The sequence below is a fragment of the Curtobacterium sp. MCPF17_021 genome (assembly GCF_003234605.2).
Classification (GTDB): domain Bacteria; phylum Actinomycetota; class Actinomycetes; order Actinomycetales; family Microbacteriaceae; genus Curtobacterium; species Curtobacterium flaccumfaciens.
In genome coordinates this window covers 3,317,878-3,333,913 of sequence record NZ_CP126252.1, presented here as the reverse complement: position 1 = coordinate 3,333,913, position 16,036 = coordinate 3,317,878, and the positions used below count along the sequence as shown (strand labels likewise).

General features: G+C 62.3%; 13 protein-coding genes. 8 read left to right on the top strand and 5 right to left on the bottom strand.

The annotated features are described in order from the left end of the window. Positions 1-23: 23 nt before the first annotated feature. Positions 24-644, bottom strand: a complete 621-nt coding sequence (locus DEJ29_RS15675) for a hypothetical protein (protein WP_111095296.1) — start codon at positions 642-644, stop codon at positions 24-26. 288 nt (positions 645-932) lie between these two features. On the opposite strand from DEJ29_RS15675, the gene DEJ29_RS15670 reads away from it, so the two are divergent. From DEJ29_RS15670 to DEJ29_RS15660, 3 genes are all read left to right on the top strand, one after another. Further along, on the top strand, positions 933-1,961 hold the full coding sequence (locus tag DEJ29_RS15670; protein WP_258375967.1) for an EcsC family protein: 1,029 nt from the start codon (positions 933-935) through the stop codon (positions 1,959-1,961). Continuing rightward, the gene (locus tag DEJ29_RS15665) at positions 1,958-3,202 is read left to right on the top strand and encodes a Shedu immune nuclease family protein (protein WP_111095297.1); all 1,245 of its coding nucleotides are present in this window, start codon (positions 1,958-1,960) and stop codon (positions 3,200-3,202) included. The genes DEJ29_RS15670 and DEJ29_RS15665 overlap by 4 nt, the downstream gene beginning before the upstream one ends. 214 nt (positions 3,203-3,416) lie before the next feature. Next, positions 3,417-4,016, top strand: a complete 600-nt coding sequence (locus DEJ29_RS15660; RefSeq protein WP_111095298.1) for a recombinase family protein — start codon at positions 3,417-3,419, stop codon at positions 4,014-4,016. A gap of 249 nt (positions 4,017-4,265) precedes the next feature. Here DEJ29_RS15660 and DEJ29_RS15655 read toward each other — a convergent pair whose 3' ends face one another. The 3 genes from DEJ29_RS15655 to DEJ29_RS15645 are packed head-to-tail and all read right to left on the bottom strand — an operon-like array spanning position 4,266 to position 8,073. Beyond that, on the bottom strand, positions 4,266-5,516 hold the full coding sequence (locus DEJ29_RS15655) for a 5-methylcytosine restriction system specificity protein McrC (RefSeq protein ID WP_181438219.1): 1,251 nt from the start codon (positions 5,514-5,516) through the stop codon (positions 4,266-4,268). Further along, positions 5,513-7,234, bottom strand: coding sequence for an McrB family protein (locus tag DEJ29_RS15650; protein WP_111095300.1), 1,722 nt, complete (start codon positions 7,232-7,234; stop codon positions 5,513-5,515). Before DEJ29_RS15650 ends, DEJ29_RS15655 begins: the two co-directional genes overlap by 4 nt. Positions 7,235-7,236: 2 nt before the next feature. After that, the gene (locus DEJ29_RS15645; RefSeq protein ID WP_181438220.1) at positions 7,237-8,073 is read right to left on the bottom strand and encodes a DNA adenine methylase; all 837 of its coding nucleotides are present in this window, start codon (positions 8,071-8,073) and stop codon (positions 7,237-7,239) included. Positions 8,074-8,221: 148 nt separating this feature from the next. Here DEJ29_RS15645 and DEJ29_RS15640 point away from each other — a divergent pair, with 148 nt between their 5' ends. Both DEJ29_RS15640 and DEJ29_RS15635 read left to right on the top strand, forming a co-directional pair. After that, entirely contained in the window at positions 8,222-9,553 is a 1,332-nt protein-coding gene (locus tag DEJ29_RS15640) for a site-specific DNA-methyltransferase (RefSeq protein ID WP_220037343.1), read from the top strand. A gap of 55 nt (positions 9,554-9,608) precedes the next feature. Further along, positions 9,609-10,076 carry a hypothetical protein gene (locus DEJ29_RS15635; RefSeq protein WP_111095302.1) on the top strand — a complete coding sequence of 156 codons (468 nt, stop codon included), beginning with the start codon at positions 9,609-9,611 and terminating at the stop codon, positions 10,074-10,076. A gap of 68 nt (positions 10,077-10,144) precedes the next feature. Here DEJ29_RS15635 and DEJ29_RS15630 read toward each other — a convergent pair whose 3' ends face one another. After that, complete coding sequence (locus DEJ29_RS15630; protein ID WP_181438221.1) at positions 10,145-10,948, bottom strand: metallophosphoesterase family protein; 804 nt, start codon at positions 10,946-10,948, stop codon at positions 10,145-10,147. 127 nt (positions 10,949-11,075) lie between these two features. On the opposite strand from DEJ29_RS15630, the gene DEJ29_RS15625 reads away from it, so the two are divergent. The 3 genes from DEJ29_RS15625 (at position 11,076) to DEJ29_RS15615 (ending at position 15,467) form a co-directional block, all read left to right on the top strand. After that, positions 11,076-11,252 (top strand): hypothetical protein, encoded by a 177-nt coding sequence (locus tag DEJ29_RS15625; RefSeq protein WP_173168803.1) that lies wholly within the window; start codon positions 11,076-11,078, stop codon positions 11,250-11,252. Between the two features lie 644 nt (positions 11,253-11,896). Next, positions 11,897-13,717, top strand: coding sequence for an ATP-dependent nuclease (locus DEJ29_RS15620; protein ID WP_111095304.1), 1,821 nt, complete (start codon positions 11,897-11,899; stop codon positions 13,715-13,717). Continuing rightward, positions 13,698-15,467 (top strand): UvrD-helicase domain-containing protein, encoded by a 1,770-nt coding sequence (locus DEJ29_RS15615; RefSeq protein WP_111095305.1) that lies wholly within the window; start codon positions 13,698-13,700, stop codon positions 15,465-15,467. Before DEJ29_RS15620 ends, DEJ29_RS15615 begins: the two co-directional genes overlap by 20 nt. Positions 15,468-16,036 lie beyond the last annotated feature (569 nt).

Below are 16,036 nucleotides of genomic sequence, written 5' to 3'. Positions count from 1 at the left end.
TCTAGGTCCGCGACAGAGACTCCCTAGTCCCTGTCTCGGCGTGGGCCAGGCTTCCGGCGTGCCCAGCTGGTCCCCTTCGGGAACCGGACCGCGGCGAAGAAACCTTCCCCGATCGGACGCGCATCCATGTCGAGTGGAAGCACTGTCTGCTTCATGTAGAACTGCAGCACGAGGTCGTTCACGTCTCTGTAACTTCTGCGCGCGAACACGCGCGGGTCACTCTTCCAATCACTGATCACGACCCGAGTCGCGGACAGCCAAGGCTGCAAGCGCTCAAGCTGGTAGTCGTGAACGTCATCCCAATTCACTTTCTCCAGCTGCATTCCGAATCCTTCCTGGAGGTCTTGGATAGCCCTACTCAACTTCGGGTAAGAAGTATTCGCCGCGAGTATGGCGCTACCGTGAGCGCGACGAAGGGACCGCCAAACCTTGGTGTCCAGCTCAAGTCGGTGTTCGTGCGACTGCAGGAGCGTGCGGATTTGGGTGAACATTTCGCGATTCGCTTCGTCGAGCTCCGCCATCGCCGTGGTGATCTGCTCCTGTGCTTGGCCGCGACGATTGCTGCGAGCGCCCGCTCGAATGCCCCACCAGGCGAGCGCAACGCTGAGAAGGCCGCCACCGACCGCCAACACCACTTCAAGCATGGGGCGACTGTAGCGCTACCAGGACGCCGGAGCGGCGGATCCTTTCCGACCACGCATCACGTCGGACGCAACGCGGAGCCGGATGAACCCCGCATTTCAGCTAGGCAGGGTCCCGTCCAAGACGGGGTGATGGAGCGACGTCCGGTGCAGCTAGGTCTGTTCAGCAGCACGAGTCTTCCCATTCGCGAGAAACCCGCCGATTCAGCGCCGTAGGCCGAGATTCAGTTTCTGAGGCCGAGTCGGGTCCCGCATGATGGTCTTCACAACCAAGGTGAGGAGACCACCCCCGTGACCGAGTCCGCTGGCGATGCCGCCGCGTCCGCTTTGATGACCACGTACGACCGGCAAGTCTGGGACGTGCTCAACCAGCACTGGGAGCGCCGGAACAACCGGCGAGGCTTGCCGAACTGGGGCGTCGAGGCCTTTGAACGCGGTACTGCCGCGACCGGAAAAGCGGTCAAGAAGGCCGTCGACGTTGTGCCGGAGGTCCTGAAGGACCCTGTGCGGCGGGCAAGTGGTGCGGTCGGGGACGCAGCCGTCAAGCCGCTGCTTCATGGCATCGTGTCGCTACTCGACCTTGTCAACGAGTGGTCGCTCGAGCTTAACGACCCGAAGTACGTCGAGAGGCTCGCATTGAAGCACGGGCTGAACATTGAGACGTTCGCTGATCTGCGGGACGAAGAGCTCAAAGCCTGTGACCGGCTCCTCACGCGCAACACCTTGACATGGCGGAGCGCCGGCGCGCTCGAAGGCGGCGCGATGGGAGCGCTCGCGCTCCTGCCCGTAGCCGGCGTCGTCGCGTCCATCAGCCTCGACATCGTTGTTATCCAGGTCCTCAGTACCGCCATCGCTGCTCGCGTCGCCTACTCCTACGGTTTCGATGCGAGGGACCCCGCGGAGGAGCAGTTCATCCAGCGGCTCGTGCGCCGTTCCTTCATGGCACAAGCGGCGAAGGCGGAGCCGCTGCGGGATGTCTCTCGCGCCGCCAATGCGATGAGGAATCGCGTTCGGTGGTCCGACAAGCTCCGGTCGGACCACAAGCTCGTCGCCGCGCTTGAACGTCTCATGAACCAGGCAGGGATCAACGGCGGCAAGGTGTCTGTCGAAAGCGTCGCAAAGGTCGTCCCGTACATCGGCATCCTGCTCGGGGCCGGCATCAACTCCACCGTACTTGGCAACGTGGCGGCCGATGCAAAGCGCTACTGCCAGACCCGGTTCCTCTGCGAGAGATATGGTTTACCGCTCCCGGCAGCGCTGTCCGGAACCTCTGACGAAGATCCTGGCGCGGACTCAGACTGGGTCGGCTCGCGATCATGAACGACGGGTTTGATTGGCCTCGGCTGATGCTGCCGTCCCCGCAGACGGACGCCGATTACGCAGCGCTGCGTGTTTTGGGGCGGACGACGAAGGGCAGAGCTTTCGACATGCGTTTTGGCCCGTATAAGGGTGAGAGAGCGTCCACCGTGTGGCAGATCATCAGCGACGACTACAGTGATGTGGTCGGTCCGGCGAAAACAGACGAGGAAGTCGTGAACCTTCATGAGAGCCCGGCCGGCCGGGTGCAGGTCAAAGCTCGGATCGTTCGAGAGCAGGGGAACGTGGCCGAGATTCGGTTGGAGCGTGTAACCGGCTCCGCAAACAAAGATGCGTTGATCACGAATTTGGTCACGCTCGACGCGGAGGCCGCCCAGCGCCTCATCTCGCTCTGCTTGGCTCTGAGGGGGATGAGCCCCGACAACGATGACACGGTCAAGTTCGACGAGGGTCTCTTAGCGGCGGTTCTCGAGGATCCGACGGCTATGGACGCCCTCTACCGACGTGACAGAGAAGGATTTGCGGCGGTCATCGAAGCAGACGTGTCTGCCCGCGATGTTGTTGCTGTGGCCGCGAGGAAGGACGTGGTGCGCAGATTTGAGGAGCTCCTTACCGATGCTGGCGCCTTCGAAGCAGCCCGGGCTGGTCGTGGGGCAGAAGCAGTTTGGCAGGACCTGTTCGAGCAGAACCCGTGGCTCCTGGGAGTGGGGCTCGCAGGTCAGCTGCTTACGTCTTGGAGCGAGGGACGCCTGGAACGTGTCGTGGCGGGTGCGAGTATCGCGAACGTCGGTAAACGTGCCGATGCCGTCCTTGCCACAACTGGCGCCATTCGTAGTCTCGCGCTTGCGGAGTTGAAGCTTCACAACGACCCGTTACTGGAGACGCGTACGTATCGGTCGGGAACGTGGGCTCCGTCGCGGGAAGTGGTTGGTGGAGTGGCTCAGTCGTTGGTAACTGGCGACCGTGCTCGTGACGAACTCGAGCGATGGCTGAACTCCGTCGACTCCGATGGCTTCGAGACTGTCGACCGAGTTTGGACGGGCACACCACGCTCGTTTCTCGTCATCGGTTCGCTCAGCCAGTTCAGCCGCGACGGCCGCGTCAATGGCGACATGGTGCGCTCGTTTGAGCTTTACCGACGAAACATTCACGCGCCGGAAATCATCACGTACGACGAAGTGCTCGCGCGAGCGAAGTGGTCGGTGGAGCTTCTTGAGCGTGGGGCCGGAAACGAGCCAACCTGACCGGGAAGTAAGCCCCTACGGCTCGCCTGATAGGGACTGTCGCGCGCAGACTCAGGCTCGAGACTGTCTCGCAACCGGTCGGTTGAGTGACGTCTCGAAGGCTTGATGGCGAGTTCGAACAGGTGCTCACGAGCCCATGTCTCCTATCCATGTCTTGCAAGTTCCGCGCATATTCGCGTAAGCGAAGCAGGATGCGAGACAGGGAGAGCAGCACATGACCGCTAAGTTGATCGGATACGCACGTGTGAGCACCGGGACACAGCGGACTGACCGGCAGGAGCAAGACCTTCTCAACGCTGGCGTCTTTCCCGCTGACCTCTACGTCGACTCCGGCGTTTCCGGCGGGAAAGCCTCACGCCCCGCGTTCGATGCTGCTCGTCGGACTCTCCGCGATGGAGACACCCTCCTTGTCACAACCTTGGACCGCTTGGGCCGCAGCACTCAGAATCTGCTCGACCTCGCAGCGGAACTCCGCGCCGGCGGGGTGGGGTTGCGGGTACTGAACCTCGGCGGTGGGGAAGTGGATACAGCAACGCCGATGGGCGCCATGGTGTTCACGGTCATGAGTGCGCTGGCCACGATGGAACTCGAAATCAAGCGGGAGCGCATCCGGGACAGCGTCGCGAAGAGGCGCGCCGCTGGCGGTGATCTTGGTGGGCGTCGGCGGTTGTACACAGATTCGGCGATTGCCAGCGCCGTTCGACTCATCGAAGCCGGTGTGCCGGCAGCCCAAGTGGCGCGGGATCTCGGGATGAGCAGGGCCACCCTGTATCGACGCATAGGCAGTGCTAGTCCGTTGAAGCGTGAATCGTGAGCACGGCGTGGTCCCGGATTCGACGCAGCCAGGGATGCGGTCATCGCAGCGTGGACGGTCCCCTGATGCCGCGCCGACCTACTACTGCGGAACAGGTGCCGTGGCGTGAGCTCGTTCTTGGAGGGCAGGCGCTCTTCCGACAATACGGACGCGTCTGATGACGACACCCTGATCCAAAGGGTGCGCACCGTAGGCGGCGCCGCTGCTGCCGAAGGTCGCTCTGTCACGTCATCGGTCGCTGCCTTGGAGTCAAGCGAGCGGCGGGGCTGCTCCGCGGTCCTGGAGCAGCCGCCAGAGACGATCCGCGCGAAGGGCGTCTCCGCTTCCACGCTTGTAGGAGAAGAGGCTGAGGCCGACCGTGATGAGCTCCACCGGCGAACCGAGAAAGCCGGCGACGTCGTATCGAACCGGCGGGTCGTCTCCGGGATAGACGAGGACCGACGACGGTGAACGAAGCGCAGCGGCAGTCGCCAAGGCCTGGTGGACATGGTCGTCGTACGGGTTCCTACCAGGCCGCGTGTACTTGCACTCGAACGTCGCCCGTACCTCCCCGTGGAGGCGGATGGCACCGTCGGGAATCACGGAAACTGAACGACTGCCATTCCGGCTCAGCAAGGTGTGGTTCGTCTTCGGGTCTACGGTCACACCGTCGATCGTCGCAGCCATCGCGCGCAACGCTCGTTCAAGCGCTGTCTCGAGCAACGGCCAGGGCTCTACCGCGACCTCCAGACCGGCGGCGCGACCGGGGTCGCCGACAACAGACAGGTGGCGTAGGAGTGGTGCGGCGATGTCCCACGCTGGTCGGTACTTCGCCCACTGCGAGGGGATTCGTTGTCGAGCGACTGCGGGGTTGACGTACGTCGGCACCGGGCTCGCGGGGATGACCGCAGTCTGTAGCCGGCGCAGGCGCGAACCGAGCTCGCCCGACGCCGTTCGCCCGAGCCACCCCGCCACGAGCGACAGCCCGCGGGTGAAGTCGTTTCTTGGAGTGAGTTCGTCACGTGTGACAACGAAAGTCGTCGGATCGAGTGGCGCAGTCCGCAGCCAGCGTGTGACTTCGAGGTGGCCGTTCAGCCGCTTACTTCGCGTCGTGGGTCGCTCGTACGTCTCGAGTGGGCCTGAAGTGCTCAACGCAGATTCGAGACGGCGGGCGTACTCGAGCGCGAGGGCTGCCGTGAGGTCGTCCCGTCGAGTAGACGCCTGCGAGCGTTGAGAACCCGTGACAGCTATGCGTGTCGATGGTTCGAGTAGCTGAACGACCGCGAGGGGCCAGTTGTCGGTCGTCTCGACCTTCGGTGCGACTTCGACGATTTCTCCGGTGGGGAGCAGCGCGGAGCCGACGAGGTTCTGGAATCGGACAGAACCGTTCTCGACCGACAGGACAGGCCGGCGAGGTCGCAGCGCCACGTTGAGTGACGAGCCCGCCTGGTGGAAGTAGCTGAGGCGCTCGTTGGAGACCTGTTGCGCGACCAGTTCGTCAAAGTGCAGGCGCGTCGTCACTTCAGTCTTGCCTGGGCCAGTAACTCGTTGAGCGATTGGTCGGCGTTGAGCGTCGAGATGTCACGGAAATGCAGCCGGTCTGACGCAAATGCGTTGAGCTCGGGGTCTGGCTGTACCCAGGTCGCCACGCTATTCGCCCGGGAGGTGGGCTGATCCGCCGGTCCTGCACGGAAGATCGCCGCGAGCGAGCCGTCGTCATCCTGCAGAGACAAGCGAAGCGACTGTACGACTCGATGGTCGAACGCGGAAGCCAGTGAGAGAAGGGCGTCATCAACCGTCGGGCCACCCACGTGCCAGAAGTTCGAGTGCCCCAGCCGGAAGTCCGGTCCAAGCACCGCGTCGATGCGCCGGTTGAGCTCGCGAAGAAGGTGCACCGCGAGCGATCCGACATGCCCGACGGTCCAGCCGGCCACATCCACGGACAGGTCGAGGTCCTCGTCGGCACCTAGGCGTTCGCTGAGGAGGTCATAGTCGGGTGGCACCTCAACGATGGTGAATCGTCGTCGAAGGGCAGCATCGAGGGGGGCAACCGAACGGTCCGAGGTGTTCATCGCAGCAACGATCCACAGGTCCTTTGGGAGCGTGAAAGAGTGCGGAACGGTTGTGGTGCCGTTGGCCTCGAACTCGTTCGGAACCTCGATAGTCATGTCGGCGTACGGTAGATCGATGAAGGCTTGACTGCGCTTGTCTTTGTCTAGCAACGCGAGGGTGTCGCCGAGGACCGCGGCTGCGTTCGCACGGTTGAATTCGTCCAGCACGAGGAGCGCCCGGCGCCCGTTCTCCGACGCGTAGTGTGCCAGGCTCACCAACGGGCCCGGCGACACCCGGACTCCGACGCCCCCGCTCTCCGAGGGCTCCGGCAATAGGCCCACGACCAGATTGTCGTACTGGTAGCTGGGGTGGAGCACGACAGAGCGTGCCTTGCCCGGTTCGCCACCCGAACGGACGTCCCAGGCGTCATGATTCGCGTCTGGATCGAAGTAGATGGTCTGCCGTGGGTTCGTGACGAAGTCGACCAGCGCCTCGAGAAGAACCGTCTTACCGGTGCCTGGCGGGCCGACGAGTAGCAAGCTTGGGTTCTCGTCCAACTTCTCTACTGCAGCGGCGAGGCCCGGCGGCACCATCGCTCCATCGTCGAATGTGGCCCACGCAAAGGCGCGGGTCCTGGTAGTGGACTCGACCAAATCGCGAACATCGTCAGGAAGGTGACTGACGTCTGCGTAGTCGAGCCGGTTTGCCGAGCCGCGAACGTACGTGCGTACATGTAACCGGTCGGGCTCTTCGCGGAGCTTGACGGCGACGAGATACGCATCATCGCCGGACGCGACCCACTTGTCGTACTCCCGAGTGGCGTCCGCTTGATCGGTGTGACTTGGGTCTCCGAGCAGTGTCTCGGGCCCGGACGCCGACGGCGCTGGACTCATCTTCCACGGTAGGGGAGCTTCGGAGAACGGCCATGCCAGGTGTGGTCTGTCCGCAGACTTGAGCTTGATGAAGCCGCTCTGCTCCCCATTGGGCCACACATAGGTGATCGGAATCGAGTCATCCGCAGTGGTCGGACTCGGGAAGAGCCGTAGGAGAGCTTGCCGGAGTGCCTCGTCCTGCGTGAGCTGCAGGTAGTCCTTCGAGTATCCACCCGACAAGCGACCATAGGTTGCCTTGTGCGCCGCGAGCCCGTAGAACACGACGAACACGGCTTCGACGGGCTGATACGGCATGGCTACCTTCCGATGATGACCGCCTCCGGGGAGTGGTGAGACTCCACTTCGCGCTTCGACTGCGCGGCAAGAGAGCGGTGGGTTGTGAATCCGACGATAGTGGCGTCCGAGAAGAGCTGCCGTACCCCGTCCGAGTCACGGTTCGACATGACCCACTTCACGTCACGGTCGCTCAGCTCGTGACAGATCTCCGCGAGCTCCTTCAAGTCTGCGAGACCGAACACCTTCGCTGTGTACTTGTTGAACTTCGCTGTGGGCTCTTTCTCGAGGCCTGGCTTCGAGAAGAGCGGCAGGTACGGCGGGTCGAGGTAGACGAAGTCCCCGGGTTGCGCGCGACTCAACGACTCTCGGAAGTCTTCGTGTCGGACGTCAGCGATTGAGAGAGTCCGTTCGAGCGCGTCGAAGGCGTCGTCCGTGAATCCTTTGAACGGCCGGTCGCCCCAAGGGACGTTCATCGCGCCGGTCTTCGAGTTCTCCCGCCAGAGGTGGTTCCACGACGTCGCGTTCAGGTAGAGGAAGCGTGCTGCCTGCTCTATCGCACCGGATGGTGCTTGGGCTCGGACCTCGTAGTAGTACTCCTTCGAGTCGCGCTTCTTGTGTGCATCGAGAAGGGGCCGAAGCAGCGCCTGTGAATCCCGCATCGCAACCCACGCGTTGACGAGGTGACCGTTCAGGTCTGCGAGGTGGGCGCGGCCATTGATACGGTCTCGAACACCGAAGAACATCGCGCCGCCGCCCAGAAACGGTTCGTGGTAGTTGCGGAAGGACTCGGGCACATGCGGCAGGATCTTCGGCAGGAGACGGGTCTTGCCGCCGGCCCAGCGGATGAACGGCTTCACCGTGAGGGGTCCGACCTCGGACCGGCTGGGCAGTGTCTGCTCGATGATGGTGGCTCCCGTCGCGCCTGCTGAAGAACGTCGCTGGCTAGTGCCATCGTAGTGTCGGCGGAGCCACCGACACGGGAGCGTGTCCGCGCATAGAACGGGAGTGCACGAAGCGATGAACGACGCGGTGGAGCTGGTCTGGCCGAACAAGGACCTCTCGTTGCGCGCCTCCGGCCTCACCTCGTATGAGTGGGTTCAACGGACAGACTGCCGCCTTTCGAAGCCCCTCAAGGTCGAGGGGGCATGCGATGGACTCAGCGCTCGGTCGAACGTGCTTGTCGTCGGTGACGGACTCGATGCCCTTGAAGCACTCGGTGCTACCCCGGTACTCGGCGACGGCATCCGGCTCGTCTACATCGACCCTCCGTTCAATACGCAGAAGACGTTCAATCAGTACGGCGACTCGCTCGCGCGGCCGATGTGGTTGTCGATGCTGCGGGATCGCCTGGATGCCTTGAGGCCACACCTCCGCGAGGACGCGTCCGTGTGGGTGCACCTTGACGACAGCGAGGTGCACCGAGCGCGCGCAATCATGGACGAGGTCTTCGGCGAGAGCGCATTCGTTGCTTCTGTGGTCTGGCAGAAGCGGACCAGTCGGGAGTCGCGATCCGCGTTCAGCTCCAACCACGACACCCTCCTCGTCTACGCTCCGAGCGGGCCGCGGCGCTGGAAAGCCAGCCGAAACCTGCTCACCAAGGATGAGGCGCTGCTGCGGAACCGCGACGACGACCCTCGCGGGCCGTGGGCTGATGCGCCTTTCACCGCGCCCGGCTACCGTAAAGCTCAGCAGTACGACATCGTCACACCATCGGGTGAAGTGCTTCGCCCGCCTCGAGGCCGGTCCTGGTACGCCACGGCGAAGACGTTCGAAGACCTGCTCGCGGACGACCGCATCTTCTTTCCCCGGAACGGGAGCGGCTCCCCTCGAATCAAACTCTTTGCCCACCAGCTACGCGGCCTCGTGCCCTTCACGGTCTGGGGGGCGGCCGACGTGGGCACGAACGACGACGCGAAGCGGCACTTGATGGAACTGTTCCCTGACACCAGTGTTTTCGACACGCCGAAGCCCGAAGAACTCCTCGAACGTGTCATCCACATCGCAACGAACCCGCACGAGCTCGTCGTCGACCTGTTCGCAGGGTCTGGAACGACTGCGGCGGCTGCCCATAAGATGCGACGTCGCTGGGTGACGGTCGAACGCAACACTCAGACTGTGCTCGACTTCACGCTTCCGCGCCTCTTGAAGGTGGTTCGCGGAGAAGATAGTGGAGGCATCACCGGCCAGTTCTCCTGGACAGGCGGTGGCTCGCTGGAGGTTCTACACGTCGCGCCACGATTCGGCGCCCTGACCGGGATTCATCGCTCCAGCGCGTTCATGGGCTCGGCGGGGACGCTACTTTCAACCGCTCGAAACGAGCAGCGCGCGACCGGCTGACGCCGCGTTCCGGCGGCAGTGTGAGGCGGGAACTGCTTCCGCGCATACCTTCCACATGACCTGGGAGCTGGTGCCGACCGCAACGCTGGTCACCGACGCAGGCGCGACCGTCGAGTGGGTCGTGCTCGAGAAGCACATTGCAGCGCTGGCGCAAGCGGAGCCCGGCTCTGCCGCTCGTATCACCGCGCACCGGCCTGGCGAAGAGGAGGCGCTCACTGCGGTGCAGCTTCTTACCCTCCCGGACGGGCGGCTCGCCGTCGAAGTGAACTTCTCGTACGGCACCCGCGGGAGCCGGTACCAGCGTGTGAAACCGGCTGGTTCTTCCGCGCGTATCCAACGGCTCCTGGTACGGCCGGGCTGGGTGGCTCGCATCCAGAAGGGCGCCATCCTCATCCCGGCGCAGGCTCTCGACGCCACAGCATGGGCATGTGCGGAAGGCTCGCTTCACAGCTCCCTTCATACGACGCACGTGGCAGAGGATTTCTGGGCCGACGTGGCCGCTGGCCGCCGCAGCCCACCCTGACTCGGTGTCGTCCTCGCAGCGCCGAGCGTCGGCAGGGATGCCCCCTATGCTCGGCCGACGCCGAACCCTCATTCTTCGAGTAGCTCGACGCTTAGGTCCGGAAGGTCTACGACCGCGTTAGCTGGCCCCAACCCCAGCTTGTTGAGGATGACGCTTCGTGATTCGAACGATGCACCGTCGTCGCCGACGTAGGACTCCACCGTCTCCAAATTCAGGTGGTAGTGCCCTGAAACGACCAGCCGCGGCTTCACCTGCAGAAACCCTCGGTGGAACATCCGCTGACCACGCTTGCTGTACTCAAGCCCCGCCGGATCCCACAGGTGGTCCGTGCGTTCAAGCACCTCACCCAGCGCCCTGGACGTCGGCGCATCGTGGCCGAGTAGCAGGTCGACGGGCTCGTGGCCGAGGGCGGTGAGGTCCGCTTCGGTAATGGACTCTTCCGGCCACCAGTTCGGCAGCGAGTCCTCGAAAAGCTGCTGACCCCTGGTGCTGACATCAATGCTGTTCGCACCGCCCAGCGCCGCCACGGTCGTGCCTGTCGCGGTCCGCGCTCGCCAGCCACGGGGGAGGAAACCGATGCGTTCGTCGAAACGACGCACGCCTTCACTGTCGGTGGGGAGCCTGTTGATCGCTGTGTACCCGTCGTGATTACCGGGCACCACGAGCAACTGAACGCCGCGAAGCTCAAGGTGCGCGGATAGCCTCCGGAGTCGCTCATGCTCATGCGCGGTCCCGTGAAAGAGCATCTGCAAGTCACCAAGCTGGACAAGCGTGCGGACGCCGGCCGCGGCGACCGTGTCGATGGCGGCCGGCGCGAGGTCCAGCCGCCCGTGCCAGTCGCCGGACACAGCGATGCGGGGGTCGAGAATCACGGCGGCTGCCTTCCGGTCGGCGGGTCGGGTGGGGCAGGAATCGTACCGTCGACCGCTGACGGTCGGAGTCCGCGCATAAGCAGGGTGGGCGGGGCCGGGTGGCGGCCCACGGTGAAGGGAGCACAGCATGGCAATCTCGGCGGGCACGGTCGTGGCGGCAGCGAAGGATCACGGCGGCATGAGCAGGTCGTTCGTGGCCGGTGGTACGCGTGGGGTCGTCACGAAGGGCGGCGGCTGGCCAATCGAAGTGCGGTGGGAGGGCCTGAGCTACGGGCAGCCCGCATACCGCGATGAGGTGATCTGAACCGCGGCCGTAGGAGCGGCAGAAGAAGCGTGAGCCCCACCGGGCTCGCGCTTCTTCTGTTTCACAGACGCACCGTGGGAAGGTGTCTTGTACGGTGCGTAGGAGCGGCTACAGCGCGGGAAGTCGCCTTGGCCCACCTCTGGGGCCGGTCGCACCTGCGGCTTCACCGCACACACGGCGACGAGGTCAACGCTTTGGTCAACGTTTATGGCGGGAACGGCCGGGAATCAACGGGAAAACCCGGGAGACGGTGTCCGACCGGTTCCGAACGAAATGCCTGGTCAGACCAGATATTCGGGTAGCGCCAGGAATGCCCGGGAGTGAAGTAACCTAAGGAAACGGTTGGGGGTTCGAGTCCCTCCAGGGGCACCAATATTATGAATACGAATTCCTTATAACAGGGGTTCGAACAGTCCGATCAGCCCGGCTGCGTCGGACTTTTTCATTGCTCGTGCGTCGCTGGCCGATTCGCCCACTCATGTCGATAAGTTGTTGTTCCGTCAGGGGGTGGTCGCCGGTGCGTCGACCTCGGGCCTTCGTGCCGGTTCGTCACCCCTGAGCAATGTACCGCTGATGTTGTCGATTTGACGCTATTCCACCAAACGTCGGTGCATCACAATAAGAAACGTCAGAAATGGGGGAATATGCGTCTTTCGCGACTTACGCTGAGCAACTTTAGATCGTGCGTGTCGACATCTGTGGATTTCGATGAGAGCCTAACTGTCCTCGTGGGCGAGAATGCGTCCGGGAAGTCAGCCATCATCGATGCCCTTCGGCTCGCGACTTCGCCAGCCCTGGAGAACCGCACCTACTGGTTCGATGCAGAACGGGATTCAACTTACGGGCTCGTTGATCCGACGGTTCACATGGCGGTGCGATTCACGGATCTTGACGACAGTGACAAAGCTGTTTTCCTAGCGCAAATCGTTGATCCCCATGAGGATCTTATTCTGCGCACGTCCTTCGTTCCAAAGCCATCATTTCCGGGAAAATCAAGTTACCAACTGTCGGTGGGTGACGAGATGTCTTCAGACGCAGAGCCGGGCCTTCGCGAACGAGTGGCGCACGTCTATCTTCCGCCGCTTCGAGACGCAGTCAGAGAAATCGGCTCTGGAGATGGGAGGCGGCTCGCTGAGGTGCTCCGAGTGCTCTCCGACGACAACACGGAGAAGTTCAGGGCTGAGGCCAACGAGCTCGTAGCAGCGATCTCGGCCCTTCCGCTTCCTCAGGGAGTCAAGATGGCCGTACAGGCCGAGCTCGAACAGCTCACGCATCCCTCTCGAGGACATGAAGCGCATGTAGGAGGACGTACGCACGAACTGAGGCGCCTCGCGGGGCTGATCCGAATGATGCTTTCGGAAAGAGGTATTCAGCCTGCGGAGATCGCAACGGCTGGACTGGGGTATGCAAACCTTCTGTACGTCGCCATGGTCGTCGTACAACTTTCTCGGGCCCATGAGCACGATCTGACAGTTCTCTTGGTGGAAGAGCCCGAGGCGCATCTGCATCCTCAGCTTCAGGCGGTTCTCCTCGAATATCTCCGCGCACGAGCTCGCGAAAGCCGAAACAAAACGCGTGACGGACTCGAGCCGGCTGGAATCATTCAGGTCGTCGTAACCACTCATTCGCCGAACCTCTCAAGTTCCGTTTCGACGACAAATATCGTTGCTGTCTCGCGCCAGTCTGACGACTCGGAGACCTGGTCGACGAAGGCCAGGCCGCTGACAGATTCCGCGCTGAAGCCAGTCGAGCAGCGCAAAATTGATCGATACCTCAATGCGACGCGATCCGCACTAGTTTTCGCTCGGCAGGTGATCCTCGTTGAAGGCATCGCCGACGCAGTAGTAATTTCGGCGCTTGCCGAAAGCTTGGTCCTGAAGGGCGACGAGGCGTCGCTTCGTCAGCTAAGAGGGGCTTCCATCATCCCAGTCGACGGTGTTGACTTCGCGCCCTACTTAAAACTCCTACTGGGCGGCGCCTTCCCGCTCGTCGACAAGATCGTCGTCGTCACTGATGGAGACGAGAAGGGCGAGGCAACGCCCGGACAAGATCGCAAGACGACTTACGAAGCGGACTGGGCAACCCAGATGGAGGCGGGCATCCTCACGATAGCCGTTGGGACTCACACGATGGAAGCTGACCTCTTTGCTAAGAAGGAGAATGACACCCTCCTGAAGGCCGCGTACCTCGGGGTCCATCCGAAATCAGCAAAGAAATGGGAGGCGGTCGCCGCGGGGGATGATGCCGGTAGGGGGCTTCGCTTCCGAGACGCCTTGAACGACGGTTCTTTGGAAATCGGCAAGGGCGACTTCTCTCAGATAGTCGCTGAGGCGCTTGCAGACCAGGCGGAAGGCTTCGTCGTTCCCGGCTACTTGGAAGACGCCATCAAGGCGGTGGTCATCGAGGGAGCTGACCCCCTCGAGCCGGTGCTGGACGGCTCTAAGGATGACGATGCCCCCTTCTGACGGATCGCTTTCGGACGCACAGCTTCTAGCGCTCGCTGCGAATGTTCAATTGATCGAAGCGTGTCCGGGGGCGGGTAAGACTCGCGCCGTGGTTGAGCGCTACAGGCAGCTCGTCGCAAAGTCGTCTCGTGGCGTTGCCCTGACCTCTTTCACCAACGCGGCTGTCGACGAGGTGTCGGCCCGATGTGGCGACAACCCCGGGGCCCTGCAAGCCCCAAACTTCGTCGGCACGATCGACACGTTCATACACCGCTACATAGTTACTCCCGTCGAAATCTCGAGACTCGGCAAGAGTCCGAGGTATCTGCAGTCCTGGGATGAGCTCGCTCAGTATGCTCGTACCGTCAAGATCGGGACGAACGCCTATGAAGTGGTCAGATTGGCGCTTTTTTCGCATGACAGTTCTGGGCAGATTCACTTCCGCGAAGACGCGGCAACGGGGGACGACTCTAGATATCTCGCTCGGGCCACTGTCGCGCAAAAGTTGACTTTCGTATCCAAGGGAATTCTCCGAATTCAGGGGCTTAATAATGCCGGTACATACGACAGCGATTCTGCGCGTTATCGGGCACTCGAAATTCTCAGGTCCGATTCCGGCGTGCCTCTACTGCGCGTGCTGAAAAACCGATTCTCGGAGCTGATCGTCGACGAGTTTCAAGATTGCTCCGCGATCGAACACGAGATTCTGTCCTTACTGGCAGCCGCGGGCATGCATGTAACGGTCGTTGCGGATCCGGATCAGGCGATCTTCGGATTCAGGCATGCGGAAGACCGGACTTATGAGGACTACAGGGCCTTGGTTGCTGATGCAAACGTCGTTGGCTTCACTGTCAACTACAGATCTTCGGAGTCCATCTGCAAGCTGATCTCCTCGTTGCGATTCCACGGGAACAAGGACGTCGTCCCGCATGATGATCGCGGGCCGAAGCTCGACCCGCCGACGATTTACCTTCTGTCGGGTTCCGATGAGGCGATCAAGACGCGCTTTTTAGAACTCGCCGAAGAGTGGTCTGTTCCACACGGTGAGCGCGTCGTACTGGCGCATTCCGCGGCCGATGCTCGGAAACTAGCCTCCAGTGAGCGAGTCGCCGCCCCGACGGGACGAGCTTTCTCGTCTCAGTTACTACGGCACCTAGCGGTCCTCGGAGGCAGTGCGAGTTCGGCTCAACGACGGAAGTCCTGTAATGAGCTCGGGCGACTTCTCCTCGAAACTCTCACATGGAAAACTAGCGAATCGAATTTCTCCGTGTCCGACAAACTGGAACTGCTTGGGAAAGACGAAGTGTGGGTGCGGTCCGTTGCCGGGCAGCTCATGGGTCAGGCATCACATTGGGCTGATGCTGATGCGGCCGGGAAAAGCATCCGGAAGATCCTCGGGCCTCATCTTCAGAATTTGGACCGTCCTTTCGATGGCTCGTTCTCATCGAAGCTCGCGAAGCCGACTTCTGATGCTTGGAACTATTGGTCCGATGCCCGAGACAGGTATGAAAGTCCTGGGCTCGTCAGCTGGTCGACGATCCATTCTTCAAAGGGGCACGAGTATGAAGCGGTTCTTCTGAAAGTTCCTTCGAAAGATGTTGTTGCTGGGTGGATCGCTGACGACCCTTCGGAGCAGAGGAGGATCTTCTACGTCGGTGCAAGCAGGGCTGAGAGACTTCTGGTTTTAGCCGCGCCCAAGACGCGCTTCGCCGAGGTGAAGAGAGCGATCGAGAGTCAGGGCATTCCACTGATCGCGGAGAGGGTGACTTAGTCGACGCAGTTGCACGTATCGTCATGGACGGAGCACATAAACAGGGATCCTGTCCTAGCCCTCCTTTTGCGCAGTGCGCCCCAGTTCTTCACCGTCTTTCCTCCCGCCGGTCAGTGGAAAATCCACAGTTTCTACGCGCCCTCCCTCGACCTTTCCGACCCGCAGGTCCTCGCCCATATCGCTGAGGCGTCGAGACGGGAGCCCTCGCTTACGAACCGGGTCAGATAGCACTGGGCATGTCTCTCCAACCTGCATGCCGCCGACGTAGGAATGGTGGATGCGGGCAACTGCCCGGCCATCCGATTCCTGCTGTCGCGAGACCTTTTCCGTGCGGCGGGGCCGGACGTCGAATCGGTCGGGGCCGGTGCGTGTCTTTCCAGTCGTCCGTCCAGAGATCGACAGGCAGAAGCTCGCCTGCACGTTCCTCGTGCTTGGTCGGCTCGACGGTAACCGACCCGACGCAGGGGAAGCCGCCTGGGCCGAATCCGTTCCCGCCCGCGCCGCCTTCACCGTCTTCGGATCCCGTCGGATTCCTCGTCCGATCGCGTTCAGTGACATGCCGGCGTCGG

Bases quoted from the DNA above. Each gene is read 5' to 3' on its own strand.
- DEJ29_RS15675 (WP_111095296.1), bottom strand. From the start codon at position 644: ATGCTTGAAGTGGTGTTGGCGGTCGGTGGCGGCCTTCTCAGCGTTGCG.
- DEJ29_RS15665 (WP_111095297.1), top strand. From the start codon at position 1,958: ATGAACGACGGGTTTGATTGGCCTCGGCTGATGCTGCCGTCCCCGCAG.
- DEJ29_RS15660 (WP_111095298.1), top strand. From the start codon at position 3,417: ATGACCGCTAAGTTGATCGGATACGCACGTGTGAGCACCGGGACACAG.
- DEJ29_RS15650 (WP_111095300.1), bottom strand. From the start codon at position 7,234: ATGCCGTATCAGCCCGTCGAAGCCGTGTTCGTCGTGTTCTACGGGCTC.
- DEJ29_RS15635 (WP_111095302.1), top strand. From the start codon at position 9,609: ATGACCTGGGAGCTGGTGCCGACCGCAACGCTGGTCACCGACGCAGGC.
- DEJ29_RS15625 (WP_173168803.1), top strand. From the start codon at position 11,076: ATGGCAATCTCGGCGGGCACGGTCGTGGCGGCAGCGAAGGATCACGGC.
- DEJ29_RS15620 (WP_111095304.1), top strand. From the start codon at position 11,897: ATGCGTCTTTCGCGACTTACGCTGAGCAACTTTAGATCGTGCGTGTCG.
- DEJ29_RS15615 (WP_111095305.1), top strand. From the start codon at position 13,698: ATGACGATGCCCCCTTCTGACGGATCGCTTTCGGACGCACAGCTTCTA.